Source organism: Tsukamurella soli (assembly GCF_039541155.1).
Lineage (GTDB): Bacteria > Actinomycetota > Actinomycetes > Mycobacteriales > Mycobacteriaceae > Tsukamurella > Tsukamurella soli.
The window spans coordinates 1-26,309 of sequence record NZ_BAABFR010000009.1 but is presented as its reverse complement, the minus strand read 5'-3'; the positions used below and the strand labels follow the sequence as shown (position 1 = coordinate 26,309).

The window sequence follows — 26,309 nt, the reverse complement described above, 5'->3', positions numbered from 1 at the left end:
GATCGGTGCTAGATCGGCATCAGGTACGACCGGCGCGGCGCGCGCTGCAACTCCTTGTCCTGCAGCTGCGCCAAGCACTTCCGGATCAGCAGCCGCGTGTCCCGCGGCTCGATGACACCGTCGATGTACCCACGCTCGGCCGCCAGCCACGGCGTCGCCATGAACTGGTTGTAGAAGTCGATGAACGCCTTCCGGATCGCCGGCCCGTTCTCACCGGCCTCCTCGATCTCACGCCGCTTGATGATCGCCGCGGCGCCCTCGGCGCCCATCACCGCGAGGCGCGCGGTGGGCCACGCGAACGAGAAGTCCGCGCCGAGCTGCTTGGAACCCATCACGGCCCACGCCCCGCCATACGCCTTGCGCAGGATGATCGTCACCTTCGGCACCGACGCCTCGACATAGGCATAGATGAACTTGCCGGACCGGCGGATCGTGCCGATCCGCTCCTCCTCCAGCCCCGGCAGGATGCCCGGCACATCGACCAGGAACACCAGCGGGATGTTGAAGGCATTGCACAACCGTACGAACCGCGCGGCCTTCTCCGACGCCTGCGTGTCGAGCGTGCCGGCCATGAACATCGGCTGGTTCGCGACCACGCCCACCGGAGAACCGTTCGAGCGGGCGAAGCCGCACACGAGGTTCTGCGCCCACAGCTCGCCGTACTCGAGGAAGTCACCGTCGTCGAAGATCCGCAGGATGACCTCGTGGATGTCGTATCCCTCGTTGTCGTTGTCCGGGATGATCGACTCGAGCTCGAGGTCCGACGGCGTCAGCTCCGGCTCCAGACCCGGGTTGATCACCGGCGGCCGCTGGTGGCTGGTGGTGGGCATGAAGGACAGGTAGCGCTTGACCCAGTCGAACGCCGCCTGCTCGTCCTTCGCGACGTGGTGCAGGTTGCCCCAGGTCGCCTGCCGCACGGCGCCGCCCAGATCCTCGGCGCTGGTGGTCTCGCCGGTGACGGGGCGCAGCACCTCGGGCCCGGTGACGAACATGTAGGCCTGGTCCTCGACGCCCACCAGCACGTCGGTGTTGGCGGGTGCGTACACGGCGCCGCCCACGCACTTGCCCAGGATCATCGAGATCTGCGGGACCATGCCGCACAGTCCGTCCTGGCGGCGACCGAGCTCGGAGTACCAGACGAGCGAGGTGACCGCGTCCTGGATCCGCGCGCCGCCCGAGTCGTTGATGCCCACCACGGGAACACCTGCGGTGGCGGCGAACTCGTACAGCTTAGCGACCTTGCGGCCGAACATCTCGCCGACGGTGCCGCCCGCCACCGTCTGGTCGTGGCTGAAGGCCGCCACCGGCCGCCCGTCGACCTTGCCGTAGCCGGTGACGACACCGTCGCCGATCGGGTTCTTCGGGTCGCCCGGCGACTTGGCCAGCTGATCCATCTCCACGAACGTGCCCGGATCGAACAGCATGTGCATCCGCTGCCGCGCGCTGGGCAGACCCTTGGCGTCACGCCGGGCCCGCGCCCGCTCGCTGCCCGGGTCCTGCGCCTTGTCGAGGCGCCGCTGCAGGTCCGCCAGCTTGCCCGCGGTGGTGCTCAGGTCGGGCCCGGCCGGGGCGTCCGTGGAGAGATCAGTCACGAATCCGACCCTATCCCTTCGCGGCCCGAGGTCGATCGAGGGCCGCCGCTTGTTCGATCGCCTGGGACATGTGCGCCGCGATCCTGCCGATGTACGGCTCGTCGATCAGCTGCAGGTGGTCGCCGCCGATGTGGACGATGTCGAGGTCAGCGACGACGTCCTTCCAGCCGCCGTCGGGGTCGACCGACGCGTAGTTGGGCTCGAGCTCGATGGCCCCGTCGTGCATCCGGTCGGCCCGGTACAGGGTGACGGTGCCGTGGAACCGGCCGTACGCGGCCGGGTCGAGCCGGGTGAGCGCGCGGTTGTCGATGAACGACGTGCGCTGGTGCTCGACCATCGCGCCGGGGATCTTCTTGTCCGACAGCTGGACCAGCTCCATGATGATGCGGAACTGCCCCTCGTCGTCGGCCTCGACCAGGCGGTCCATCGGGAGCTCGACGTCGCCCTCGATGTTGTAGTTGGCGCGCGCGAAGCGCTCGTACCGCTCGAGCCGCTCCCGCTTCTCCTCCGGGGTGTCGGTGATGGGCACCGACGGACGGACGGCGTCGAGCAGGCCGATGTACGCGACCTCGTCACCGCCCTCCTCGAGCAGCCGCGCCGTGCCGTAGGCCAGCGCGCCGCCGAGGCTCCAGCCCGCCAGGAAGTACGGACCCTCGGGCTGGATCTCCTTGATCTTGGGCAGGTACTCGCGGCACCGCTCCTCGACCGAGCCCTCGACCCGCTCGAGGCCGTAGATCGGCAGGTCGTCCGGCAGCTTCTTGATCAGCGCCTCGTACGCCATCGTGTTGCCGCCGGCAGGGTGGAACAGGAAGAGCGGCTTGCGGGTGGTGGATTCGAGCGTGCCCTGGTCCGGCTTACGGAGCGTGCGGACGAAGCCGTCGACGGGAGTGGCGTCGTCCATCTGCTCGCGGACGTAGCCGGACATCTCCTCGATGTTCTTCGAGTCGATGATGTCCTCGATGTCGATCTCGCCGCCGCCGGCCCGCTCGGTGAGCCGCGCGGTGAGGTTCTCGGCGACGTCCTGCGCGAGCACGGGCAGCTCGTTGAACACCCCGCCCGGCGACGTGCCGACGACGATGGCGTAGGTCGCGAAGGTCAGCCGCTCGGCGGCGTCGCGCGGGGGCACACCGGTGGCGGCCGCGTCGGCCACCGCCGCGGAGTCGCTGAGATCCGGCGTCGCGTTCTTCGTCTCCGGCTGCGCCGCAGGCGCTTCCGCCGCTTCAGCCGAGGGCTCGGCCGCCTTCTTGGCGGCCTCCTCCTTGGCGGCCTTCATCAGCTCGGCGAGCTGCGCGGCGTCGGCGACCTCCCCGTCGGAACCGGCCTGGTGCTCGGCCAGCGCATCGACCTGATCCCGGTGCGTCACTGCGTATTCCACGAACTGCACCACATCGTAGAACGAGGCGTCGCGCACCGCCTGGATCTGGATCGGCGGGATGTCGAACTCGTACTCGGCGCGGTTCTTGATCCGCATCGCGAGCAGCGAGTCCATGCCGAGGTCGATCAGCGGGATCTCCTTGGGCAGGTCCTCGATCTCGTAGCCCATGGACTCGGAGACGATGATGCCGAGCCGGTGCTCGACGGTCTCGCCCGATTCCGCGTTCCAGCGCTCACCGGAACCCGCTGCGGGGGCCTCGGTCTCGTCGCTGACGACGATCTCGGGTTCCGCAGCGACGGCGTCCGAGGCGGTAGCGGTCACAGCGGGAGCGGCGGCCGGCGTCGCGCGGGTGACGACGGTGGCGGGCGCGTTCACGGCGTCGGCCGTCACGACCGCATCGACGAGCAGTCGGAAGCCGGCTGTGACATTCGGCCCGCTGGTGATCTGCTCATGCACCTGCAGCGACGCGCCGCCCGGATGCGGGTTGAGCGTGGTGGTGATCGGCCCACCGGACGGCTCGCCGTGTTCGACGATCGCGGTGACGGCGACCCCCGAGAGCACCTGCGCCGCAGCGGCACTCACCAGATCCTGCAAACCGATGTCGGCGCCCAGCACGTCACCGTCGAGCTGCCACACGTGCCGCCCGTCCGGCAGTGCCACGTAGCTGCCGGGAATGATGCCGGAGCCGCCACTCGAGATCTTGGTCGCGATCCACAGCGGCTTGCGCTGGAACCGCGTGCGCGGGATCGGCGCATACGCACCGGGGCCGAACAGCGACGCGACGTCGACCGAGTGACCGCGCACATAGGCCTGCGCCAGCGCCGCCATGATCGAGTCGTTCTCATCCTCTTTGCGCTTGAGCGTGTGGATGAGGCAGGCGTCGGTGATGCCGTTCTCGAACGTGACGGCCATGACCGAGATCAGGGTGACGGGGTTCGGGGAGAACTCGATGAACGTGCGGTACCCGGCCTCCACGGCCTTCTCGACGGCCTGGTTGAACCACACGCTGTGGCGCAGACCCTTGATCCAGTACTCGACCTCGTGCACGGGCGCGTGGCCGGCGCGGTAGAAGTCGCCGACGTTGACCGTGGAGTACATCGGGTACTTCAGCGGGTGGGCCTCGAGGCCCATGAGCTCGGCCTGCAGCTCACCCAGCAGCGGGTCCATCTGCGAGGTGTGCGACGCGCCGCGGGTGACCAGCTTGCGCGCCATCAGGCCCTTGGCTTCGGTCTCGGCCACGATCTGGTCGATGACCTTGCCCGGCCCGCCGATCACGGTGTGCTTCGGCGCGGCATACACGCAGATCTCGAGGCCGTCGTAGCCCGCGAGGACGGTATGGATGTCCGCGGCGCTGTACTCCACCAGCGCCATGAACTTCTCCATCTCCTCGGGGAGCATGGCCTCGCCCTCGCCCATCAGGCGCGAGCGGTTGCAGATCACGCGCACGGCGTCCTCGAGGGACAGGCCGCCGGTGAGCCACGCCGCCGTCGCCTCGCCCATCGAATGGGGAAGCACCACACCGGGTTCCAGCCCGTGATGGCGGAACAGCCCGGCGAGCGCGACCTGGATGGCGAAGATGCCGACCTGGCCGGTCTCGATGTGATAGGTCACGGAGTCGTCGAGCAGCATCTCGGCGTAGTCGTCCCCCGACTCGTCGATGATCAGCTCGTTGACCGCATCGAAGTAGTGCTTGAACACCGGGTTCGACTGGTACAGCTGCTTGGCCATCTTGCGGTGATGGCTGCCGAAGCCGGAGAAGATGAACGCCGGGCCGGTGGTGTCGGGCGCGTCCGCCGAGTACACCAGCGGGCTGTTCTTGCCCTCGGCCACCGCCGTGAAGCCCTTGATCGCGTCCTCGTGCGTGCGGGCCATGACCACCGAGCGCACGCGACCGTGGTTGCGGCCCGCCAGCGCGCGGCCGATGTCGGCCAGCGACTGTGCCTGTGCCTCGTCGGTCTGCAGCCAGGCGAGGAGTTCCTTCGCCGCGGCGCGGCGCCGCGAGGGCACGAATCCGGAGATCACCAGCGGGACGACCGCGTTCGCGGCGGTGGCTGCGTAGTAGACGGGAACGGAGTCCGCCGCCTGCACGTCGTCACCGTCGACATCGTCCGCCTCGACCACCGGGGCCTGATACTCGCGGAGGACCACGTGCGCGTTCGTGCCGCCGAAGCCGTTCGCCGTGACGCCCGCCAGCTTGCGGCCGGAGTACTCGGGCCACGCGGTGATGGTGTCGGCCACTTTCAGGTGCGTGGCATCGAACTGGATGTACGGGTTGGGGCCGGCGTAGTGCAGCGACGCGGGGATCTCGCCGTGCTGCATGGCGAGCAGCATCTTGGCGACGCCGCCGACGCCCGCGGCGGCCTCCATGTGGCCGAAGTTGGTCTTGACGGAGCCGATCAGCAGCGGCGTGTCGTCGGCGCGCCCGCGGCCGACGACGCGGCCGAGCGCGTCGGCCTCGATCGGGTCGCCGAGGACGGTGCCGGTGCCGTGCGCCTCGACGTAGTCGACGCCACGGGGGTCGATGCCGGCGTCGCGGTAGGCGTCGCGCAGGTTGGTGACCTGTGCGTCCGGGTTGGGCGCGGGCAGGCCGTTGGAGCGGCCGTCCGATGTCACCGCGGTACCGGCGATGACGCCGAGGATGGTGTCACCGTCGCGCTCGGCGTCGGCGAGGCGCTTGAGCAGCACGACGCCGCCGCCTTCGGCCCGGATCATGCCGTCGGCGTCGGAGGAGAACGCCTTGATCTTGCCGTTCGCGGCCTGCACGCCGAGGCTGTCGAAGCCGAGCGTGCCGGCGGGCACGATGAGCATGTTGACGCCGCCGGCCACGGCCAGCTCCGTCTCGCCGTCGCGCAGCGAGCGCACGGCCTGGTGGATCGCCACCAGCGACGAGGAGCACGCCGTGTCGACGGTGACCGACGGGCCGTGGAAGTCGAAGAAGTACGAGACGCGGTTCGCGACGATGGACGTCGAGGTGCCGGTGATCGCGTACGGGTTGGCCTTGGTGGGGTCCGCGATCGCCAGCATCTGATAGTCGTTGGCGGAGCTGCCCAGCCACACGCCGACGCGCCCGCCCTTGACCGAGCTGGCCGGGATGTGCGCCTGCTCGAGCGCCTCCCAGGTGAGCTCCATCGCGAGCCGCTGCTGCGGGTCGACCATCTCGACCTCGCGCGGGCTCATCGAGAAGAACTCGGCGTCGAAGCCCTTGACGTCGTCCAGATAGCCACCCTGGACGTTGGCGTTGTCCAGGACCGCCTTCAGGCGCGCGTCGGCCTTGAACTCGGCCCACCGATCGTCGGGCAGGTCCGTCGTGCCGTCGCCGCCGCCGATCAGGAAGTCCCAGGTCGACTCGGGGGTCTCGCCGGCGTGCGGGAAGCGGGTCGCCAGGCCCACGACCGCGATGTCGTGTGTGCCGCGCGCGGCCTCGAACTCCTCGCCGCGGTCGTACCGCGCGGCCTCGGCGGCCAGCGCGTCGTCGTCCTCCTCCGGGTCACCGTCGATGATCCGCTGGCTCAGCAGCGCGATCGTCGGGTGCTGGAAGGCGACGGTGGCCGTGAGCGCGACACCGGTGAAGTCCTCGATGTCGGCGGCCATCGACACGGCGTCGCGCGAGGCCAGGCCGAACTCGTCCAGCGACTTGTCGTCGGAGATGTTCTCGACGGGCTGCTTGGTCGCGTCCGCGATCCACTGCCGCATCCAGGTGCGCAGCTCGTCGACGGTGAGGTCCTCGCGGGCCTTGCCCGTCGCGAGATCGCTGGCCTTGCTGCCGGTCGCGGGATCGGAGGGATTCGAGGTGGAGTCGTGCTCAGCCATGTGCGGTGGGGAACCCTTCGAGTGTTACTTCATGTCGTTCGCGGCATCGGGGAACGCGGTCTGCGTGTATCCGCCGCGGAGCGTGCCGTCGATGTAGGCGGCGCGGCAGGCGCGCCGCGCGATCTTGCCGGAGGAGGTACGCGGGATCGACCCCGCGGGCACCAGGAGGACGTCGCGGACCATCACCGCGTGCGAGCTCGCCACGGCGGCGCGCACCTCGTCGGCGACCACCAGCGGGTCGGCCTTGTGGCCGCCCGTCGCGCGCTCGGCGACGATCACCAGCTGCTCGGACTGGTCCTCCGGGTCGAATGTCAGACCCGAATGCGAGTTCTCGAAGACCTCGCGGGGCAGCTCGTCGGCCGGCACCGAGAACGCGGCGACATAGCCGACACGCAGGTTCTTGTTGGCCTCCTGCGCCGTGTACTCGAGATCCTGCGGGTAGTGGTTGCGGCCGTCGACGATCACCAGGTCCTTGACGCGCCCCGTGATGTACAGCTCGTTCTCGAAGTAGACGCCGTAGTCGCCGGTGCGCAGCCACTTCGCGCGCTCCAGCTTCTTGACGCCGGCGCTGTGGCTGCCCTCGGCGAGCGGGATCACGCGGTTCTGGAACGTCTCGCGGGACTCCTCAGGCCGGTTCCAGTAGCCCGACCCGATGTTCATGCCGTGCAGCCAGATCTCGCCGACCCTGCCGTCCTCGACCTCGTGTCCGGTCTCCGGGTCGACGATGCACGCCCACTGCGACAGGGCGATGTCACCGCAGGAGACCTGCGGCACGGCGCCCTCGGAGTGCTCGTCGACGGGCGCGAAGTGGCCCGCGGCCAGCTCGGCACGGTCGACGTACACGACCTTCGCCTCGTTCTCCCGCTTGGTGGAAGAGACGAACAGGGTGGCCTCCGCCATGCCGTAGCAGGGCTTGATCGCCGTCTTCGGCAGGCCGTACGGTGCGAACGCGTTGTTGAACTTCTTCATCGACGACACGGTGACCGGCTCGGAGCCGTTGATCAGGCCCGCGACGTTGGACAGGTCCAGCTTCTCGCCCTCCTTGGGCAGGCCACGGGCGGCGGCGTGCTCGAACGCGAAGTTGGGGGCCGCGGCGAAGGTCTCGGCACCGTCGTCCATCGCGGCCAGCTCGTGGATCCAGCGCCCCGGGCGGCGCACGAACGCGGCCGGGCTCATGATCGTGATGAACTTGCCGCCGATCGCGGGCAGGATCACCGTGAGCAGGCCCATGTCGTGGAACATCGGCAGCCAGGTGACGCCGCGCGAGTTCTCGTTGAGGTCGAGCGCGTCGATCATCTGCAGCACGTTGGTGCCGACGGCCTCGTACGTGATCTGCACGCCGGCCGGGTTCCGGGTGGAACCGGAGGTGTACTGCAGGTACGCGATGGTCTCGCGGTAGATGGGGAACGGCTTCAGCGTGGCGCCGACGGTGTCCGGGACCGCGTCGACGGCGATGATGCGCGGCCGCTCCTTGGCGGGCAGGTGCCGGAAGAACTTGCGGCACGCCTCGGCCGACGAGGTGGAGGTGAGGATCGCGGTGGGCTTGCAGTCGTCGAGCACGATCGACAGGCGGTCGGTGTGGCCCTGCTCGTCGGGGCTGAACAGCGGCACCGCGATGTTGCCCGCGTACAGCGCACCGAAGAACGCGGTCACGTACTCGAGGCCCTGCGGCGCCAGGATGGCCACCCGGTCCTCGCGCTTGGTGATGTGCTGCAGCCGGGCACCGATGGCCCGGATACGCGCGCCGAACTCGGACCACGTCAGGTCGATGTACTCGCCGTCACGCTCGCGGCTGTAGTCGATGAAGCGGTAGGCCAGCGTGTCCCCCCGCTCCTTGACGTTGCGGTCGATGTGATCGACCAGCGTCATACCCGGCTTGAAGAAGAGGTTGCCGTCTTCGTCCAGGAACTGATCGAACTCGGTGTTCAGCATCCGCACTCCTCGGGCCGGACGGCTCGCGTCCGGGTTCATCTCTCGCCGGCGGCCTGGCGGCCCCGCGCTTCTCTCAGCTCTCGCGGATCGGCGTTGTCAGTATGTGCCGCCGTGGTCTCCGCAAACCCGACCATCCTAGCGCGACGCGCCGGGCGAAACGAAAATCGCGAGCAGGCTCGCGTGACGCCCGGCTCACTCGCCCTTGAGCTGCTCGAGCGCCGGAGCGAACGCCTCCATCTGGGTGGGCACGACGCCCACGTACGACATCCCCGTCTCGGCGCGCGTGTGGCGCACCTGGTCGGCGATCTCGTCGAACGTGCCGATCGCCAGGTACGGCGAGCCGAGGACGTCCTCGATGGTGATCTCCTTGTCGACCTCGATGTTGGGCGACAGCCCGCGGTCGATGGCCTTGAGGGCGTACTCCCCCACCTGCTCGCGGTCGTCGGTGACGACGATCGTGGCGATGGTCCAGGACAGCTCGAGATCGGCGAACCGGTCGCCCGCAGCGGCCCGCACCCGGTCGACCTTGTCCTTGGTCGCCTGCATCGACATCTCCGACAGCCGCAGCTTCCCGTCGGCCGTGGAGCTCGGCATGATCGACACGATGTCGGCGCGGCGGGCCGCCAGCTCGAGCATCCGCGGGCCGCCCGCGCCGATCGCGATCTTGGGCCGCGGGCCCTGCCGCGGCCGCGGGTAGCCCTTGAGGCCGTGCACCGAGAACACCTCGCCGTCGAACTCGGCCTCCTCGCCGCGCAGCAGCGACTCCAGCACCGTCAGGCTCTCGTCGAGCCGCCGGACGCGGGCGGCGGGGCTGTCGAACGGGATCCCCGCCTTGTCGAAGTCCTCGCGGAAGGCGCCCACGCCGAGCCCGATCTCGAGCCGCCCCTTCGACAGCACGTCGATCGTGGTGAGTTCCTTCGCCAGCACCGCCGGGTGCCGGAACGGCGCCGCCAACATGGACGTCGCCAGCCGGATCTTCTCGGTGGTCACGGCCAGCGCGCCGAGCGCTGCGAGCGGGCCGACCTGCGCGTCGAGCCGGTCGGGCACCGCGAACGTGTCGTAGCCGAGCTCCTCGGCCTCCTGCGCGAGCTTGACGAACTTCCTGGCTCCGCCCTCGTCGGAGTTGCCCGCGCCGCCCGCGGCGAAGCGGAACTTGCGGGGCTCGGCTGTGGTCACGTGGCGGGCTCCTCGAGAAGATGGTGTCGATCTAGGGCTGGCACTCAGGGTAGCGGGGGCATCGGGTTGCACGGCGGGCCGCACACATGCGCGGCCCGGCGGTCACGTGTGCGGCGGCGTGGGCGCCGCGGCGATCAGGCCTCGCGCCCAGGCGAGCAGCCAGCGCGGCGCGGTCTGCCCGCGCAGCTGCCAGTCGGACGTGGTGCCGTACAGGGCGTGCGAGTTCGCGGTGAGGACGGTGGCCAGCTGCGTCACGTTGCCGATGATGTCGAGCGGGTTGAGCGGGTGGTCGGGCTCGTTGCAGATCGGGTCCCGCGCGCCGCAGATGGTGACCGTGCGCCCGGCGACGGTGCCGAACCCGCCCGGCCTGCGTCCCTGCAGATCGACGCCCATGAGGTCGAGCCCGCCGAACAGCACCTCGACCCCCTGACCGTCGGGATCGGGGCCGATGGCCGTGGCCTCGCCGCGTACGCGCCGGCTGTCGGAGATCAGGCCCACGCCCAGGACGTCGGCGGCGGGGATCGGCCCCCGGCCGTTGCCGATGTCGCTCGCGATGTTGCCGGCGATGGTCGCGCCCTGGGAGAAGCCCATCAGTACGAAGCCGGTGAGCGGGCAGTGCGCGTGCACCCGGGTGATCTCGGCGACCGCGCGGCCGGTCCCCTGCGCCCGGGATGCGGCATAGGTCTCCTGGCCGTCGGGCGGGATCGCGATCGGATTGTGGAACTGCGCCACGTACGGGACGGTGTAGACCGCCGCGCGGCTGGTCGGATACGCGCGCTGCAGCGGACCCGTGACCTGCAGCAGCAGCGCCCGCGGGTTCGCGTGCGGGTGGATCGGGTCGTCGTTAGCGGACGACTCCCACGTGCCGGGGACGGAGATCACCTGCACGTCGGGGCAGTCGGCGGGCTGGGCGGTGGGACGCCCGGGCGTGGGGCCGACGGGGCTCGGCCCCACGCCCGGGCGCAGCAACGACGCGATCAGAATCACCACGACGACGATCGCGATGATCGCCGCGAGGACCGCGCCGAGGCCCATCAGGGTCAGGGCGCGTCTTCCGCCTGCCGTCATCCGCTAGCTGTGCATCTGCTAGCTGTGCTTCGGTCGCGGCGCGGCGTTGATCAGGCCACTCGCCCAGTGCCCCATCCACACGACCGCGGACTCACCCTTGTACGACCAGTCCTGCGTGGTGGCGTACAGCGCGTGCGAGTTGCCCGTCAGCACAGACTGCAGCTTGGGCATCGTCGTCGCGATCGCGTTGACATCGAACACGTCGGCCGGCTCGTTGCAGATGGGATCGTGCGAACCGCACAGGGACCAGGTGCGGCCCTTGAGTGTGCCGAAGCCGCCGGGGCGCTGACCGCGCAGCGTGAGGCCGTCGATGTCGAGACCGTTGAACGCGACCTCGACGCCGACCCCCGTCGGGTCCGGGCCCACCGTGTTGGAGTAGCCCGGCTCGCGCCGGCTGTCGGAGATCAGGCCCACGCCGATGACGTTGTCGGCGGGGATCGGGCCCTTCCCGTTGCCGATGTCGCTCGCGATGTCACCCGCGATCGCGGCGCCCTGCGAGAAGCCCGTCAGGATCACCGACGTGAGCGGGCAGCGGGCGTACATCGTGGTCAGCTCGGCGCGGGTCCTGCTGTCCCCCTGCTCACGCGAGGTGGTGTAGCTGGCCTGGCCGTCCGGCGGGATCGCGATCGGGTTGGACAGCTGCGCGATGTACGGCGTGGTCCACGCCTCGAGCCGCGCGCCGGGGAACGCGTTCTGCAGCGGCGCCGTCACCTTGAGCATCAGGGAGTTGGGGTTGGCCTTGGGGTGGATGGGGTCGTCGGTGCTCTTCGACTCCCAGGTGCCGGGTATCGCGATCATCAGGACGTCCGGGCAGTCGGCGGGCTGGCTGGCCGGCTTGGCCACGGCCGACGACGACGGCGCGGCCGAGGAGGACGGCGACGTGATCGGTGGCGCCGACGGCCCGCTGCTGAGCAGGCTGATCACCAGGATGATCACCAGGACTATCGCGACGAGCGCGATGATCCCGACGCCCATGGCCAGGGCCGACGGCCGGCGCCGTCCGGGACGTCCGGGCTGCGTGGGTCTCGACATCGGTTACTTCTTGCAGTATCCGGACTCGGCCTTCGCGATCAGCGTCTTCGCGTCGGCGGTAGCCTGCTCGTCGGTCTGTCCCGGTCCGAGCATCGCCTTGATCATGATCTCGAGGTTGGACGACTTGGGGTTGGCCGCGACCGAGCTGCACACGTAGTTGCCCGCGAGGACCACCACGTCGTCGGGCGCGTTGATACCCGCACCGCGGATCGTGGCGACGAACGCCTTCTCCTTTGCGGACATCGGGGTGGCCGACTCGCCGGGGAAGCCCGACGGTGCCGCGGTGGAGCTGGGGCCCGTGGCCGGCAGGGTGGTGGGACCGGCCGACGCCGTGCCCCCGCCGGACAGGTCGGGCGCCGTGGGCGCCGTCACCGTCGAACTCCCGCCGCACGCGGTGGCCCCCAACGCGATAGCGCCGGCCAGGGCGGCGACGCCCAGCGCGCGGCGGAACCGCGGCTGCGCTGCCGTGTGAAGTCGAACCATCTCGGTGTGCTTCCCGTCCTCGATCTCGTGCCTGTCGCGCACCGCCTGTAGGTGCCCGATCCGCCTGCGTGGGCGCGTCGCGTGTTCGACCGCCCCGGCGACTGTGCCAGGCTACCGGGCGCTCATGAGAGACCTTCTCAGGCGACCCATGCTGCCCTACTGCACCCGCGTGGTGCCGTTGACCGCGCTGATCGTGCCGTGCTCGAACCGCGAGATCGTGCCGCCGGGCACGGGCAGCGGGTCGAGCACCGGATAGCCCAGCCGACCGGACTCGTAGCCGAGCCTTCCCCATTCGGCGAAGATCGGCCCGGCGGGAACGATGGTCGCGGCCGTGCGCGGCGACCAGTACACGTAGCCGCCGGTGAACTGGTTGAAGGCGCCGGACGCGAGCTTGGTCTCGCTGGTGAGCGGGTAGCCGAGACGGCCGCGTTCGTATCCCGCGGACGCGTACTTCGCGAGGATCGCGCCGCCCACGTAGTGCGCGCCCGTGGCCGGCGTCCAGTACATGGTGCCGCCCTGGAACTGCTGGTACCGACCCTTGTGGTCGGGCGTCGCCGTCTCGTCGGACGTCGGTAGGCCGAGCACCGACGCCGGGCCGCCGACACGCTCGTACTCACCCGCGATGGCACCGCCCACGGCGTGCGCGCCGGTCTTGGGCGAGAAGAACATCTGGCCGCCCGTGAAGTCCTGGGCGCGGCCGCCCTTGACGGCGTATTCGGGGGTGAGGCACGTGCCGATCGTCTTCAACGTCGACGCCGCGGTGCCGATCACACCGCCCGGCCGGCACGGCGGAGCCGCGGGCACGCCGAGGGCGGCCTGCGCCTGCGGCCACGCCTGGCCGTTCTCGAACTGCCAGTACGGCCAGGTGTGCGTTCCGGACGGCCGGTACACGGCCTGCGCGGGTATGCCCAGCTTGTCGAGTTGGACCGCGAAGGCCTGGTTCGACGACCGCGCGAGGATCTCCAGGGCACTGCCCTGCAGGTCGGCGGACACGCCGGGCGCCTGGGCGGACTGGCCGGGGTCGCCCTGGCTGCCGTTGCCGGAGCTGAAGTACAGGCTGGTGCCGCGCAGCTTGCCCGCCAGCGCCAGGGGGTCGTGCGCCACCCAGGCCGGATCCGACGGTGGCCCGAACATGTCGTTCGCGTCGTAGTTCCCTGCGTTCTGCATCGCCGCGCCGATCGCCTCCGGCATACCGGCCGAGCTGATCGACAGGATGCCCGAGTACGACGCCGCGAAGCGGTAGAAGTGCGGGTTGCGCGCCGCCAGCATGAACGCCGCCGATCCGCCCATCGACACGCCCGCGACGCCCCGCGAATCGGTGGCGCGCCAGCTGCGCTGCAGCACGGGGGGAAGTTCCCTGGTGAGGAAGGTCTCCCACTGGTAGTTCCGGCCGTTGTCGGGCTGACGCCAGTCGGTGTACCAGCTGGACTGCCCGCCGACGGGCAACACGATCAGGGCGGACTTGTCGCGGTAGAAGTCCGCGACGTTCGTGTTCAGGAGCCAGCCGTTCTGATCGTCGCGCGCGCGCAGGCCGTCGAGCAGATAGAGAGTGGGGAACGATGCCTTCGGATCGGCGTACCAGTCGCTCGGCAGCAGCAGCTGCACCTTGACGTCGGTGCCCATCGCCGGGGAGTGGACGGTGAGGTCCACCTCGCGGTCGGTCTCGAACGTGGTGGACGTGATGCGGACCCCGGCCGGGACGGCGGCGGGTGCCATGGGCCTCGGGGTCCCGGGTGCCAGCGCGGGGCGGGGCGGGGCCGCCTGGACCGGAGCCGCGAGGGCCGGACAGACCGCCGCGGTCGCCAGCGCGACCGCCCCGACCAGCCCCGTCATCCGGCGCGCACTGCGCTTGCCCATCCTCGCGAACCCTCCGCCGTCGACGTCTTCCCGGCCGGACGTCGGCCCAGCCGAGTCAAGTCTTACACGGATGTGATTCACGGCCCGGGACCAACGCGCACCGGCGCCGACCCGGTCGGGCTAGCGGACGTTCTTCTGCGCATCCGTCAGCGGCGGCGGCACCTTCTGGCCGCACATCTCGAGCGTGTACTTGGGCACGCGGTCGATCCGGAACTTCATCGTCGCGAACGACAGCTTGATGTTGCGCTTGAACAGGTCCCACGTGAGGGGGGCCGAGTACGACTGACGCAGCTGAACGATCGCCGGGCACTGTAACGCCACGCGTGCCTGATTGACCCAGTCCGGATCGACCATCCAGGGCAGCAGCGGGTGCTTCGGGAAGCTCTTCGCCTCCGCGATCGCCCAGTCGGGGTACTGGTCCTTGTCGTGCCCGATCCGGCCGTCCACCAGTCGCGCGGTATGCGTCGCCATCGGCCACGCCAGCCCCACCTGATCCCAGATCCGGACGGACAGGTCCGTGTTCATCGAGGTCATGCCCAGGTTCAGGAAGAACACCGTCTGCCGGTCCACCATCCCCTTCTCCAGCGGGTACGGCATGGGGTCGAGATACCACCAGTCGTAGTCCCACGACGGCATGTACACGCCACCACGCGGGGTCGCGGCCAGGATCTGCTGCAGCGACTGCATCCGCGGGTAGTCGAGGTAGTCCTCGGCCGTGTCCGGATGCGCGTGGCCGGTCTGCAGCGAGTAGAAGGCCCGCTCGTCGACGATCCCGGAACGGCCGATGTAGGTGCCGTCGGGCAGCCCCCGGAACGTGGACGCGTACACCGCCCAGCCGATCACCAGCGCCCACACCAGGACCACCGCGGCCGCACCGGAGTAGTCGCCCGCGAGCCGCGCCGCGGCGGTGAGGCGACCGCCGGCACGGTCGGCCTGTGCGGCGGGGAGACGCAGCGGCAGCACGAGGACCGGGAGCAGCAGCAGGAACAGCGGCGCGAGCAGCACGCGTCCCGCCATGAAGTCGCCACCCTGCCGCAGCCAGTACGCGCCCTCGAGCAGACCGCCGACCACGAACAGCGCGACCATCACCCCCGGGCTGCGCAGCCGGGCGCGCAGGCCGGCGACGCCGCCTCGGCCCCGCGACCCACCGCGCCGGGTGCGACGGTGCCGGGTCGCCTGCTCGGGCACGCGGCCCGCGCGGGCGCCGGCCACGATGAACAGCACCACCGGCGCGACGAGTACCAGCAGGACCACCGGCAGCCACAGCGCATACGGGTCGATGAGGTTGAACAGGTAGATGAAGCCCTGCCCCCACTTCGAGCCGTTGGCGTCCTTGGCGATCGCGGTGTTGGGCACGGGCAGGCCGTAGTACCCCATGCGGAAGATCTGGTAGCCGAGCGGCAGCACCCCGGCGACGACGACGATGGCGACCCGCCGTACGGCGCCGATCGGCGCCACCACCATCACGAGCAGCACCATCGCGGCGATCAACGTCATGTCCGGGCGGACCAACCACGACAGGCCCGCCACGAACGCCAGCCCCAGCGTGACCGCCCAGCCGGTCCGCCGCGCGCGGACAGTGACCTCGTCCGGGTCGTGCTGGCTCCAGGCGACGGCGAGCCACCACATGCCGGCGATCCAGAACAGGGTGAGCGACTGCTCCAGGCCGGAGGTCGCGAAGTCCCGCGCGGGCGGCAGCGCCATGTACACGAACCCACCGGCCGGAAGCAGCAGCAGACCACGGCGCAGCCGTGACCAATCGCCCCCGCCCTTGTACAGGCGGGCCGTGCCGAGCATCGCCAGCGGCAGCGTCAGGATCGTGAGCACCATCGTGACGGTCAGCACCACGTACTCGATCTGCTCGCCGCTGATCCAGGTGAAGAACCACACGACATAGGTCCAGGCCGCCGACGTGTTGACCTCGACCCGCTCGCCCACGTTGAAGACGGGGCCGTTGCCGGCGAGGAGGTTGCGCACCGTGCGCAGCACGATCAGGCCGTCGTCGGCGATCCACCGGCGCTGCCACGCCCCGTAGCCGAAGAGCACCGCGCTGACCAGCACCCCGATCCACAGCGTCAACCGCGGCAGCGGCACCGCGTCGCGCAGCTCCGCGCGCAAGGTGTCGTCCGGGTCACGCGGGGGTGGGTCGCTGCGCTGCGCGCGGAACGGACCCGTCAGCGGCGGCCCGAACCGGCCCGGCAGATGGAACCGCTCGGTGACCGGGTCGTCACCGCCACGCGGCTGGATACCCCGACCGCCACCTCGTGCCCCGCGCCCGGCACCGGGCTCACCGCCCGGTGCACCGTCACGCGGCTGGATACCCCGACCGCCACCTCGTGCCCCGCGCCCGGCACCGGGCTCACCGCCCGGTGCACCGTCACGCGGCGTAGACCGCGACAACGACCGCTCCTACCCACGCCAGCGCCAGCACCTGCAACACGCGGTCGCCGAGCGCGATCTCCTCGGGCTCTCCCGCCTCGCCACCGTCGACGTCGACCGCGTACCGCAGGATCGCGATGGTGAACGGCACCATCGACAGCGCGTACCAGACGTTCGCCGGATGGGCCTTGTCGAATGCCCACAGGCCGTAGCACAGGACCACGGCGGTCGCGGCGAGCGTCCACACGAACCGCAGGTAGGTGGTGGTGTAGTACTCGAGCGACTTGCGGATCTTGGCGCCCGTGCGCTCGGCGAGCTGCAGCTCGGCGTACCGCTTACCCGCGGCCATGAACAGCGACCCGAAGGCCATCACCAACAGGAACCACTGCGACAGTCCCTTCGGCAGGTCGGCGGCCACACCACCGGCCACGGCGCGCAGCAGGAAGCCCGAACTGACGATGCAGATGTCGATCACGGCCTGGTGCTTGAGGCCGAAGCAGTAACCCAGCTGGATCGCGAGATATATCGCGATCACCACCACCAGGTGCCAGTTCGCCAGGAACGAGATGGCCAGCGCACCGACGCCCAGCACCACGGCGAGCACGAAGGCGAGGGTCCGGGGCACCACGCCCGCGGCGATCGGACGGAACCGCTTGGTGGGGTGCGCGCGGTCGGCCTCGACGTCCATCGCGTCGTTGACCAGGTACACGCAGGACGCCACCATGCAGAACGCGACGAAGGCGACCGCGACGCCGATCAGTCCGTGCCGGGTGATGCCGTGGACACCGGCGGCCAACGGCGCCACCAGGACCAGCGCGTTCTTGACCCACTGCCGCGGGCGCACCGCCTTGATCAGCCCGGTGACGAGGTTCGACGGAGCCTTCAGCTCGCCGTGCTCGATCGGCTCCTCGCTCATGCGGTGCGCTGTCCCTTCGTCCTGGTCGACAGCCGGCCGGGCGCCCGACCCCTGCTGCGCTGACGCCACAGTCTCTCACCCTCGATCGCGACGGCCGCGCTCACCGCTCCGATCGCGGCACCCGCCGCGACATCCGTCGGATAGTGCACGCCGAGCACCAGCCGGGAGGTCAGCATCGGAGGCACCACCGCGGCGACGCCCAGCAGCGCCCCGCCGGGGAGCCCCGAGGCGCGGCCCAGCAGGATCGCGGCGGCCGTGGACGAGGTGGCATGCGAGGAGGGGAAACTCAGCCTGCTGGGCGTCCCGACACCGACGGCGATCGCGGGGTGGTCCGGCCGCTTGCGGCGCACGATGCGCTTGATCACCACCGACGCGGCGTGCGCACCGAACGCGCCGACGCCCGCGGTGACGTACTCCTGTCGGTGCCGGCGGTCCAGCAGGGCGCCGAGCGCGGCCGCGCCCATCCAGCCGAGCGCGTGCTCGCCGAAGTGGCTCAGGCCGCGGGCCGCGGGTAGCACTCCGGGACGGTCGACCAGCAGGGCCTGCACCGCCACCAGCGCCGTCTCCTCGGAACTGAGGTCGGTCACTTCGTCTCCTCCTGCTCGGTGCCGGTCGGCTCGAACACCCTGCTCCACGCCTCGACGCTCGTGAGGTCGCGGTAGGCGGCGCGGTACCGCTCCCGCATCTCGTCGAACCGCTGGTCCACCTCGCGGTGCACGGCGAGGCTGCGCCGCATCAGGTCGAGCATCTTGTCCCGGTCGCGCTGCCGGAAGACCACGCCGCGGCCGTCGGCGGTGGTGACGGTGACCCCGTCCACGCGGCCGAGGCTGAACCAGCGGGCCTCGATAGGCGGGTAGTTGGCCTGCGGCACCTCGTGGTGCCGCGGGTCGGCGGGCCGGAGGTTGTTGCGCACGGCGGCGGCCAGCGTCTTGGCCTTCGCGACGGGACTCAGGGGAATCGAGGTGCCCAGCGCCGTCGCCTCCCCGGTCGCGCGGGGCAGCTCGGTCGCCGACGGCAGCACCACCGCATCCGGGAACTCCTTGCGCATCGCGGCCACCTTGGGCAGCGCGGTGGGCAGCAGGTCGAACAGCCCCTCCGGCCCGGCGAGGAAGTCGCGCATCGCCTCGATCTGGATCGCGGCGGTGGAGTACTCGAGGCACAGCAGGTGCTTGAGCAGCGCCTTCACCGAACTCTTCATGATGCCGCGGTGGTCGCCGTTGTGATGCAGCGCGGCCACGACGAGCCGGTTGCGCAGGTGGAAGTACGCCTGCCAGTCGATCGCGTCATCCTTGTCGGACCACGCCATGTGCCAGATCGCGATGCCCGGCACCGTCGCCGTCGGGAAGCCGGCGGCCGCAGCGCGGAGCGCGTAGTCCCAGTCGTCCCACTTGATGAACAGCGGGAGCGGCAACCCGATCTGCTCGGCCGCGGCGCGCGGGATGAGGCACATCCACCAGCCGTTGCCGTCGACGTCGATACGCCGGTGCAGGTCGCGGCTGTACTTGCGGTCACTCAGCGGGTACTTCGCGAAGTCGTGGTCGTACTTCACGAACGGGGCCGCGGTCCACATGAACCGGCCACGGTCGATCACCTCGCCCATGCAGTGCAGGTGGCTGCGGTCCTGCAGGTTGAGCATCTGCCCGCCCACCAGCATCGGTGTCTTCGCGAACCGCGCGAACGCCAGCGCCCGGAGGATCGAGTCGGGCTCGATCGCGATGTCGTCGTCCATGTACAGCACGTACGGCGAGTCCGTGAGCCGCAGCGCCTCGTACATGATGCGGCTGTAGCCGCCCGAGCCGCCGAGGTTGCCCTGCTCGAAGCGGTGGAAGCGGTCGCCGAGCGGCGCGATCGCGGCCGCGAAGTCGGGGTGGTCCACGACGCGCCGCGTGCCCTGGTCGGGCATGAGGACCGCGTCGATCACGGCGTCGACCTCGGGGTCGGACGTGAGCGCGCGCAGCGCCTCGACGGCGTCGTCCGGTCGGTTGAACGTGGGGATGCCGACGGTGACGCGCTTCTCGGTGGGGAGCGTGGCCTCGTCGACGGCCGCGTACCAGCCCGCGGACACCAGTTCGGCGTCGCTGTCGGCGGTGAGGTCGAACCAGATCCAGCCACCGTCCTCGAACGGACCCAGATCAGCTGTGAACTCGGCTGTGCCTATCCCCTCGGCGTCGAGCTCGACGAGCGACCCGCCCAGGCCGATCCGGGAACCGTCGACCTTGGACCGGTACAGGTCGACGCGGACGGTGCCGCGCACCGTCACCCGGAGCACGACGCTCTTCAGCACCGTCCAGCGCCGCCAGTACGACGCCGGGAAGGCGTTGAAATACGTGGCGAAGCTGACCTCGGAGTCCTCCGCGATCGACAGCGAGGTACGCGTCGGGGCGTGGGCGCGGCGCGTGTTGGTGTCGGCCTCGTCGAGGTACAGGGCCCGTACATCGAGCGGCTCGCCGGGCCGCGGCAGGATCACCCGCTGCAGCAGGGCTCGAGTCTGATCGGTTGCCGTCACTTGGTCTCCTCCGCGAGCGGCGCACCGGACTCGAGGTGTGGGCGCAGCGTGTTCTCGAACGTGGTCAGCGCGCTGGCGATCGCCATGTGCATGTCCAGGTACTGGTAGGTGCCGAGGCGGCCGCCGAACAACACCCTCTCCCGCGCGGTCTCGGCCTTGGCCAGGTCGCGGTACGACGCGAGGATCTCGCGGTCCTCGGGGGTGTTGATCGGGTAGTACGGCTCGTCGTCATCCTTGGCGAAGCGTCCGTACTCACGCATGATCACCGTCTTGTCGGACGGGTAGTCGCGCTCGGGGTGGAAGTGCCGGAACTCGTGGATGCGTGTGAACTTCACGTCGGCGTCGTTGTAGTTCATCACCGGGGTGCCCTGGAAGTCACCCGTCGGCAGCACCTCGGTCTCGAAGTCCAGCGTGCGCCAGCCGAGGCGACCCGCCGAGTAGCCGAAATACCGGTCCAGCGGCCCCGTGTAGACGACGGGGGCCGCCGGGGCGGCGGCGCGGACGGCATCGCGCACGTCGAACCAGTCGGTGTCGAGGCGCACGTCGATCAGATCGGACGCGGCCATGTTCTCGAGCCACGCGGTGTACCCGTCGACGGGCAGCCCCTCGTGGGTGTCGCTGAAGTAGCGGTTGTCGAAGTTGTAACGCACCGGCAGCCGCGTGATGTTGCCCGCCGGCAGGTTCTTCGGGTCGGTCTCCCACTGCTTCGCGGTGTAGTGCTTGATGAACGCCTCGTAGAGCGGCCGACCGATCAGGCTGATCGCCTTCTCCTCGAAGTTCTGCGCGTCCTTCGAGTCGAACTCGGACGCCTGCTCCGTGATCAGCGCCCGCGCCTCGTCCGGCGTGAAGTACCGGCCGAAGAACTGGCTGACCAGGCCCAGGCCCATCGGGAACTGGTACGCCTGCCCGTTGTGCAGCGCGAACACCCGGTGCTGGTAGCCGGTGAAGTCGGTGAACCGGTTGACGTACTCCCACACCTTCTCGTTCGAGGTGTGGAACAGGTGCGCGCCGTACTTGTGTACCTCGATCCCCGTCTCGGGCTCCGGCTCGGAGTACGCGTTGCCGCCGATGTGCGAACGGCGCTCGACGACCAGGACGCGGCTGCCCAGCTCTGACGCGGCCCGTTCGGCGACCGTCAGACCGAAGAAGCCCGAGCCGACCACGATCAGGTCATAGGTCTGGGGGCCCGGACGCTGTGCTTCCGGCGCCGGGGGGGTTTCGCTAGCCACGGGCACTCAGGGTATCGGAACCGCGGCCGGCCGGTCCGGTCCGGCGCGGGTCGGGGCCCGACGAGCCCGGCCGGATGCGGCGCGGTAGCAGCGCCGGCGTCGCCAGGAGCAGGAGGCCGGCGACGGCGAGGGCCGCGCGCGGGCCCGTGACCTCGGCGAGCAGCCCCCAGCCGGCGGTGGCGACGGCGATCGCGAGGCTGGTGGTGATCGACCACGCGGTGAGTACGCGGGCTCGCCGCTCGGGCCCGGCGGCGTCCAGCCGATACGCCGCGAGGACGGGGTTGTACACGCCGCAGCAGAAGATCAGCCCCAGCTCGGTGACCATCACCACCGCGAGCCCCGCTGCGCCCGGGCCGACGAAGGCGAGACCGAGGGGCCAGCACGCGCGCAGCGCGCCGAACACGTGCAACACCCGCGGCCGGCCCCACCGCGCGGCCATGCGGGGCGCCACCCGGGCTCCGACCAGCCCACCGATGCACGGCACGGCGAACGCGAGGCCGTACTGCCACACCGGGAAGTGCAGGCGCGCCAGCATCAGCACCGACAGCACCGGTTCGCCGGCCATGATCAGCGCGTTCACCGCGGCGGCATTGGCCAACAGGGGGCGCAGCACGGGATGCGCGGCGATGTAGCGCCAGCCCTGGGCGATGTCGGACCACCGCGAACCCGCACGCGCGCCGTGACCCGGCGGCGGCGCCTCGGGGCGCCGGATCGCGAGCACGCCGAGCGCCGACAACAGATAGCTCAGCGCGTCCATGCCGATGCCGGCGACCGGCCCGAGCAGCCCCACCACGGCGCCACCGAGGGGCGGACCGACGATCGTCGCGGACCACGTGGTGGACTCGAACCGGCTGGTGGCCACGAGCAGCGACCCGGCCGGTACGACCGTCTTGAGATACGCACCGGATGCCGCGTTGAACACGATCTTCCCCGCCGCGGCGATCACCGACACCGTCAGCAACTGGGCGAAGGTCAGCACACCCAGCGCGTAGGCCACCGGCACCGAGCCGAGCGCCGCGAACCGTGCGACGTCCATCGCGATCATCACCGGCCGCTTCGCGCGGAACTCGACCCACGGCCCCAGCGGCACCGCCAGCAGCGCGCCGATCATCAGGCCCGCCGACGAGAGCGCCGCCACCTGCGCCGCACCCGCGTGCAGGGCCACGATCGCCACCACCGAGAACGCGCCGAAGCCCAGGCCGCTGCCGTAGGCGCTCACCGCGTACGCCGCCCACAACCACCGGAACTCCGGGCCCGGTCTCGTCATCCGCATCCCGATATCGAAGCCGGGCGACGGTGCCGGACGCCAACAACCGCCCGCGCGGCGCGCCACAACCGCTGGTTGTGCGCACCGGGTCCACGCCGGCTGGGTAGCGACGTCGACAGGTATGGTCTACCCCCTCGGTGGCTGGTCGTTTGCATTACTTCTCCGCATCACGGCGGCACCTGCCTCCCGGGTGATGTCGGACGTCGCGGATAGCGTTGGCGACGATGGCGAGCTCGAAGAATCGGAAGAACGCCCCTGCGCCACGTGTACGCACGGGGCCGTCTCCTGATGACGCGCACGACATCGTCTACTTCAAGCGACACGTCAAGGACGACCCCGCGCAGGCCGAGCCGGGCCGTGATTCCCTGCGGTCCTGGCCGGCTTCGGTTCGCGCGAAGGCCAACGCCGTTCTCATCGCCGTCGCGACAGCACCGCCGAAGCGGTTCGCCGGTGGCGGCTACTGGGAGGCGATGAAGGGCGAGATGAGCGGGTGGTTCGAGATCCGTATCGACGGGCCGAGGCGGCACCACTACCGCTTGTTCTGCCTGCTCGACTACGAGGCCGAGGGGCAAGACAAGCCGCTGCTGGTGGTTATCGACGGTCGAGACAAGCCGTTTCGCACCACGTTGAGTGACGCGGACTACACAGCGGTGCGCGCGATGGGTGAGGAGTACTCGAGCCGCAACCCGCGATCAGTCGGCTGAGGTTACGCCGGGACCTTGGAACGGGTCCGCAGCCCGTGGAGGTGGCGAGCGAGGCCCGCCGGGTCCGCGGTGCGCCCAGCCAGCAGAGGCTCGGTGACCCACGTCCGCTCCTCCTCGGCAAGCGGCTCGATGGTGATTCTCATGCCGAGGGCGGCGGCCACCTCGGCCAACGTGCCGAGCGTCGGATTGGACTTGTCGGAGGCGAAGAGGCGCCGGATAGTCGCCGGATCGACCTGGATGGCACGAGCGAGCGCGGCCTTGGAAAGCCCGGCTGCTTCGCGAGCGTCATCGAGCGCGTTGACGACCTCGTCGATGGTGGCGATGCGCATGGACTCGACGACGAACTCCCGAAGGAACTCGGGGTCCTTGAGGTCGCGCGCAAGGTCGTCCCAGAAGGCGCTGGTACCGGTCATGGTGATCACCCCTCTCAAGCCAATCGTATCATAGATGTTACGCAACGGACAGTGTGTGCGAAGTGGGCCGCTGCCGTACGCGCTCACCGCGTACGCCGCCCACAACCACCGGAACTCCGGGCCCGGTCTCGTCATCCGCATCCCGATATCGAAGCCGGGCGACGGTGCCGGACGCCAACAACCGCCCGCGCGGCGCGCCACAACCGCCGGTTGTGCGGGTAGGTTCGGCCCGTGCAGCTCGATGCGGTCGCCACCTTCGTGGCCGTCGCGGACACCGGCCGGATCCAGGCCGCCGCCGACGAGCTCGGCGTCACGCAGCAGGCGGCGTCCAAGCGGCTCGCGGCGCTCGAGCGTGAGCTCGGCGTACGTCTCGCCGCGCGCACACCGACGGGCGTGCGGCTCACCGTCGACGGCCAGGCGTTCCTGCCGCACGCCCGCGAACTGCTGCGCGCCGCCGAGCGCGCGACGGCCGCGGTCACGCCCGGTCGCCGAGGCCTGCGCATCGACGTGGTGAACCGCCGGATCGCGCCCGCCGCCGCGCTGCGGGAGTTCTACCGGATGCGTCCCGGGCATCGATCTCGATGTGGTGACGCTGCTCGCCGAGGCACCTGTCGCGCTGGCGGAGGTGTCGGCCGGCACCGTCGATGCCGCGTTCCGATCGCTGCGGCACGCGGCGCTCCCCGACGGTCTGGTGGCGGAGCGCCTGATCGACGACCGCCATCAGGTGCTCGTCGGCCCGCAGCACCCCCTCGCCGCGGCGACGACGGTGACCGCCGCCGAGCTGGCAGCGCACCCGCTGTGGATGCCCGGGCTGTCCGACAGCGAACCGGTGGGCTACTACGAGGACCTGGCCGCGACGTTCGGCCTCTCGATCGACACGGCCGGGCCGAGCTTCGGCGTCGAGGACATGGTCGCGGAGATCGCGGCGTCACCGCGGCTCGCGACGCTGGTCGGCGCGGGGTCGCACTACCTGTGGCCCGAGAGCCTGGGGCTGCGCCGCATCCCCGTCGTCGACCCGTGCCCGGTGTACCCGCTGTCACTCGTGTGGCGCCGCGCCAACGCCCACCCCGTGCTGGCCGACTTCCTGGGCCACCTCCGCGCGCGGTATCGGGCAGGGTCCGCGGACGAGGTATGGGTGCCCGCCTGGGCGGGATGACGGCGTCAGGGCTCCAACGGGGCGGTGACGGGCGCGGGCTGCACCGGCACGGGGCGCCCGGCGCCGGGGGCGTGCTCGATGACGAACATGTCGGATTTCAGCTTGAGCTTGCTGCGCAGGTCGTCCCCGGTCACCGTCTTGGTGCCGCGGGTGCCCACGAGGAGCACCTCCTCTGCGCGCGGCACACCGGTCGCCTGCACGCGGGTCACGGCGATCGATCGCAGGGAGCCGATGCCGAAGTCGGTCCCGATCTCGGCGGCGGGCACGGTGGCCGTCCAGTCCCGATACGGCGAGACGACGTCGCCCGCGTCTGGTACCGCAGGGAAGACGCCGCCGGCGGTGTAGCCGCCCGTGGACGCCGAGAACTCGGTGGCGATCACCCGTCCGTCGCGCTTCCGCACGAGGCCGGCGGTATCGGCCACGGCGCGGTCGGTGCGCGGGTCCTCGTGGCTGTAGCCGTCGTACACCTGCGAGGCCTGGGTGTCGTCGAATCGGGTCCCCCGGGCCGGCGCAGTGGCCAGCGCGTACGACCGCGCCGCCACGGCCTGGGCCCGCAGCGCCTGGTAGCCGCCTTGATCGGCCCACGTCGCGGGGGACTCGGCCGGGACGACGCCGCGGACGTAGTCCTCGATGTCGACGATGTTGTACACGTGCCCGCCCTGCAGCGCCAGGCTGCCGCGGTACGCGAGGCCTCTACCGCAGAAGTGCAGGATCTCGTCCGCGGGACGCGACCGGCCGGCGTCGACCGGGTGCACGGTCTGGTCGGGGTCGGCGATGGTGCGGACGACGGGTCCGCCGCAGCCGCGGGTGACGACGGCGCGGGTCCCGTCGAGGAGCACGGCCGTACCGGGACCGACTCTCTGCCCGGCGACCTTCGCGCCGGCCGCGGCGTAGACGTACACCCCGTGCAGCTTGGACAGCCGGACGGTGACCGGGGTGTCGAGACGCACCCGGCCCATCGTGGTGTCGCCGTAGTAGTGGTCGAGGATCCGCTCGGCGCTCCAGCCGCGCGTCGCGTACCCGAAGGCGCCCCACTGCCCCATCCCGCGGCCGTGGCCGTTACCCGATCCGACGAACGTCACGGTGGCATGGGCATCGGCGACCGCTGTGGGATCCGACGGCGCCCCGCCGAGGGCGCCCCCGATCGCCAGCCCCGCCACGGCGGTCACAGCCGCGGCCCGGACGACACGCCGACGGAGGGAACGACGGGGCCCTCCGTCGATCCACACGGGCATGCGGTCTCCTTCGGTGCTCGCGTCCACCATCATGGCGGCCGGCCGGGTCGGTTCGCTCGGCTACCGCGGCGCGGTGGTGGCCACCGGGGCGGCCGGCTTTGCGACGACGGCCGTCGGAGTCGCGATGGCGCTCGCCGCAGCCGCTCCGGCCGCGGGAGTACCGCTCGCCGCGCCGGGGG

The 26,309-nt window shown here is 70.6% G+C and carries 18 protein-coding genes and 2 pseudogenes; 4 read left to right on the top strand and 16 right to left on the bottom strand.

The features are described 5' to 3' along the window. Window positions 1–8: 8 nt before the first annotated feature. From ABD908_RS04535 to ABD908_RS04470, 14 genes are all read right to left on the bottom strand, one after another. On the bottom strand, window positions 9–1,592 hold the full coding sequence (locus tag ABD908_RS04535) for an acyl-CoA carboxylase subunit beta (protein WP_385923293.1): 1,584 nt from the start codon (window positions 1,590–1,592) through the stop codon (window positions 9–11). A gap of 10 nt (window positions 1,593–1,602) precedes the next feature. Next, window positions 1,603–6,777: a polyketide synthase Pks13 gene (gene pks13, locus ABD908_RS04530; protein ID WP_344991492.1), complete on the bottom strand. Its 5,175-nt coding sequence runs from the start codon at window positions 6,775–6,777 to the stop codon at window positions 1,603–1,605. 24 nt (window positions 6,778–6,801) lie between these two features. Then, entirely contained in the window at window positions 6,802–8,709 is a 1,908-nt protein-coding gene (fadD32, locus tag ABD908_RS04525; protein ID WP_344991488.1) for a long-chain-fatty-acid--AMP ligase FadD32, read from the bottom strand. Window positions 8,710–8,901: 192 nt separating this feature from the next. After that, window positions 8,902–9,885 (bottom strand): TIGR03621 family F420-dependent LLM class oxidoreductase, encoded by a 984-nt coding sequence (locus ABD908_RS04520; protein WP_344991485.1) that lies wholly within the window; start codon window positions 9,883–9,885, stop codon window positions 8,902–8,904. Between the two features lie 102 nt (window positions 9,886–9,987). Then, entirely contained in the window at window positions 9,988–10,953 is a 966-nt protein-coding gene (locus tag ABD908_RS04515) for a cutinase family protein (RefSeq protein WP_344991482.1), read from the bottom strand. Window positions 10,954–10,971: 18 nt separating this feature from the next. After that, on the bottom strand, window positions 10,972–11,985 hold the full coding sequence (locus ABD908_RS04510; RefSeq protein WP_344991480.1) for a cutinase family protein: 1,014 nt from the start codon (window positions 11,983–11,985) through the stop codon (window positions 10,972–10,974). Between the two features lie 3 nt (window positions 11,986–11,988). Beyond that, window positions 11,989–12,468, bottom strand: a complete 480-nt coding sequence (locus ABD908_RS04505) for a DUF732 domain-containing protein (RefSeq protein WP_344991478.1) — start codon at window positions 12,466–12,468, stop codon at window positions 11,989–11,991. 156 nt (window positions 12,469–12,624) lie between these two features. Beyond that, entirely contained in the window at window positions 12,625–14,325 is a 1,701-nt protein-coding gene (locus tag ABD908_RS04500) for an alpha/beta hydrolase-fold protein (RefSeq protein WP_344991476.1), read from the bottom strand. A 120-nt stretch (window positions 14,326–14,445) separates the two neighbouring features. After that, the gene (locus ABD908_RS04495; RefSeq protein ID WP_344991474.1) at window positions 14,446–16,725 is read right to left on the bottom strand and encodes an arabinofuranosyltransferase AftB family protein; all 2,280 of its coding nucleotides are present in this window, start codon (window positions 16,723–16,725) and stop codon (window positions 14,446–14,448) included. After that, window positions 16,703–17,620, bottom strand: coding sequence for a decaprenyl-phosphate phosphoribosyltransferase (locus ABD908_RS04490; protein WP_344991471.1), 918 nt, complete (start codon window positions 17,618–17,620; stop codon window positions 16,703–16,705). The genes ABD908_RS04495 and ABD908_RS04490 overlap by 23 nt, the downstream gene beginning before the upstream one ends. Beyond that, window positions 17,617–18,207 (bottom strand): phosphatase PAP2 family protein, encoded by a 591-nt coding sequence (locus ABD908_RS04485; protein ID WP_344991468.1) that lies wholly within the window; start codon window positions 18,205–18,207, stop codon window positions 17,617–17,619. The genes ABD908_RS04490 and ABD908_RS04485 overlap by 4 nt, the downstream gene beginning before the upstream one ends. Continuing rightward, complete coding sequence (locus ABD908_RS04480; RefSeq protein ID WP_344991465.1) at window positions 18,204–20,126, bottom strand: glycosyltransferase; 1,923 nt, start codon at window positions 20,124–20,126, stop codon at window positions 18,204–18,206. Before ABD908_RS04480 ends, ABD908_RS04485 begins: the two co-directional genes overlap by 4 nt. Next, complete coding sequence (gene glf, locus ABD908_RS04475; RefSeq protein ID WP_344991462.1) at window positions 20,123–21,355, bottom strand: UDP-galactopyranose mutase; 1,233 nt, start codon at window positions 21,353–21,355, stop codon at window positions 20,123–20,125. Before glf ends, ABD908_RS04480 begins: the two co-directional genes overlap by 4 nt. Continuing rightward, window positions 21,348–22,622 carry an MFS transporter gene (locus ABD908_RS04470; RefSeq protein ID WP_344991459.1) on the bottom strand — a complete coding sequence of 425 codons (1,275 nt, stop codon included), beginning with the start codon at window positions 22,620–22,622 and terminating at the stop codon, window positions 21,348–21,350. The genes glf and ABD908_RS04470 overlap by 8 nt, the downstream gene beginning before the upstream one ends. 224 nt (window positions 22,623–22,846) lie before the next feature. On the opposite strand from ABD908_RS04470, the gene ABD908_RS04465 reads away from it, so the two are divergent. Continuing rightward, entirely contained in the window at window positions 22,847–23,326 is a 480-nt protein-coding gene (locus ABD908_RS04465; protein WP_344991456.1) for a hypothetical protein, read from the top strand. A 2-nt stretch (window positions 23,327–23,328) separates the two neighbouring features. Here ABD908_RS04465 and ABD908_RS27570 read toward each other — a convergent pair whose 3' ends face one another. Beyond that, on the bottom strand, window positions 23,329–23,655 hold the full coding sequence (locus ABD908_RS27570) for a helix-turn-helix transcriptional regulator (RefSeq protein WP_385924615.1): 327 nt from the start codon (window positions 23,653–23,655) through the stop codon (window positions 23,329–23,331). Between the two features lie 315 nt (window positions 23,656–23,970). On the opposite strand from ABD908_RS27570, the pseudogene ABD908_RS27565 reads away from it, so the two are divergent. Further along, a pseudogene (locus ABD908_RS27565) lies at window positions 23,971–24,096 on the top strand (helix-turn-helix domain-containing protein); the annotation flags it as partial. A gap of 226 nt (window positions 24,097–24,322) precedes the next feature. Beyond that, the gene (locus ABD908_RS04455; protein ID WP_344991450.1) at window positions 24,323–24,895 is read left to right on the top strand and encodes a LysR substrate-binding domain-containing protein; all 573 of its coding nucleotides are present in this window, start codon (window positions 24,323–24,325) and stop codon (window positions 24,893–24,895) included. A gap of 5 nt (window positions 24,896–24,900) precedes the next feature. On the opposite strand, the gene ABD908_RS04450 is transcribed toward ABD908_RS04455, so the two are convergent. Continuing rightward, on the bottom strand, window positions 24,901–26,130 hold the full coding sequence (locus ABD908_RS04450) for a SpoIID/LytB domain-containing protein (RefSeq protein WP_344991448.1): 1,230 nt from the start codon (window positions 26,128–26,130) through the stop codon (window positions 24,901–24,903). Here ABD908_RS04450 and ABD908_RS04445 point away from each other — a divergent pair. Beyond that, window positions 26,129–26,309, top strand: a pseudogene (locus ABD908_RS04445) (hypothetical protein); the annotation flags it as partial. The gene ABD908_RS04450 and the pseudogene ABD908_RS04445 overlap by 2 nt on opposite strands.

Excerpts from the sequence above, each read along its gene's own strand:
- pks13 (WP_344991492.1), bottom strand. The coding sequence starts at position 6,777 with ATGGCTGAGCACGACTCCACCTCGAATCCCTCCGATCCCGCGACCGGC.
- fadD32 (WP_344991488.1), bottom strand. The coding sequence starts at position 8,709 with ATGCTGAACACCGAGTTCGATCAGTTCCTGGACGAAGACGGCAACCTC.
- ABD908_RS04515 (WP_344991482.1), bottom strand. The coding sequence starts at position 10,953 with ATGACGGCAGGCGGAAGACGCGCCCTGACCCTGATGGGCCTCGGCGCG.
- ABD908_RS04510 (WP_344991480.1), bottom strand. The coding sequence starts at position 11,985 with ATGTCGAGACCCACGCAGCCCGGACGTCCCGGACGGCGCCGGCCGTCG.
- ABD908_RS04505 (WP_344991478.1), bottom strand. The coding sequence starts at position 12,468 with ATGGTTCGACTTCACACGGCAGCGCAGCCGCGGTTCCGCCGCGCGCTG.
- ABD908_RS04500 (WP_344991476.1), bottom strand. The coding sequence starts at position 14,325 with ATGGGCAAGCGCAGTGCGCGCCGGATGACGGGGCTGGTCGGGGCGGTC.
- ABD908_RS04490 (WP_344991471.1), bottom strand. The coding sequence starts at position 17,620 with ATGAGCGAGGAGCCGATCGAGCACGGCGAGCTGAAGGCTCCGTCGAAC.
- ABD908_RS04470 (WP_344991459.1), bottom strand. The coding sequence starts at position 22,622 with ATGACGAGACCGGGCCCGGAGTTCCGGTGGTTGTGGGCGGCGTACGCG.
- ABD908_RS04465 (WP_344991456.1), top strand. The coding sequence starts at position 22,847 with ATGGCGAGCTCGAAGAATCGGAAGAACGCCCCTGCGCCACGTGTACGC.
- ABD908_RS27570 (WP_385924615.1), bottom strand. The coding sequence starts at position 23,655 with ATGCGCATCGCCACCATCGACGAGGTCGTCAACGCGCTCGATGACGCT.
- ABD908_RS04450 (WP_344991448.1), bottom strand. The coding sequence starts at position 26,130 with ATGCCCGTGTGGATCGACGGAGGGCCCCGTCGTTCCCTCCGTCGGCGT.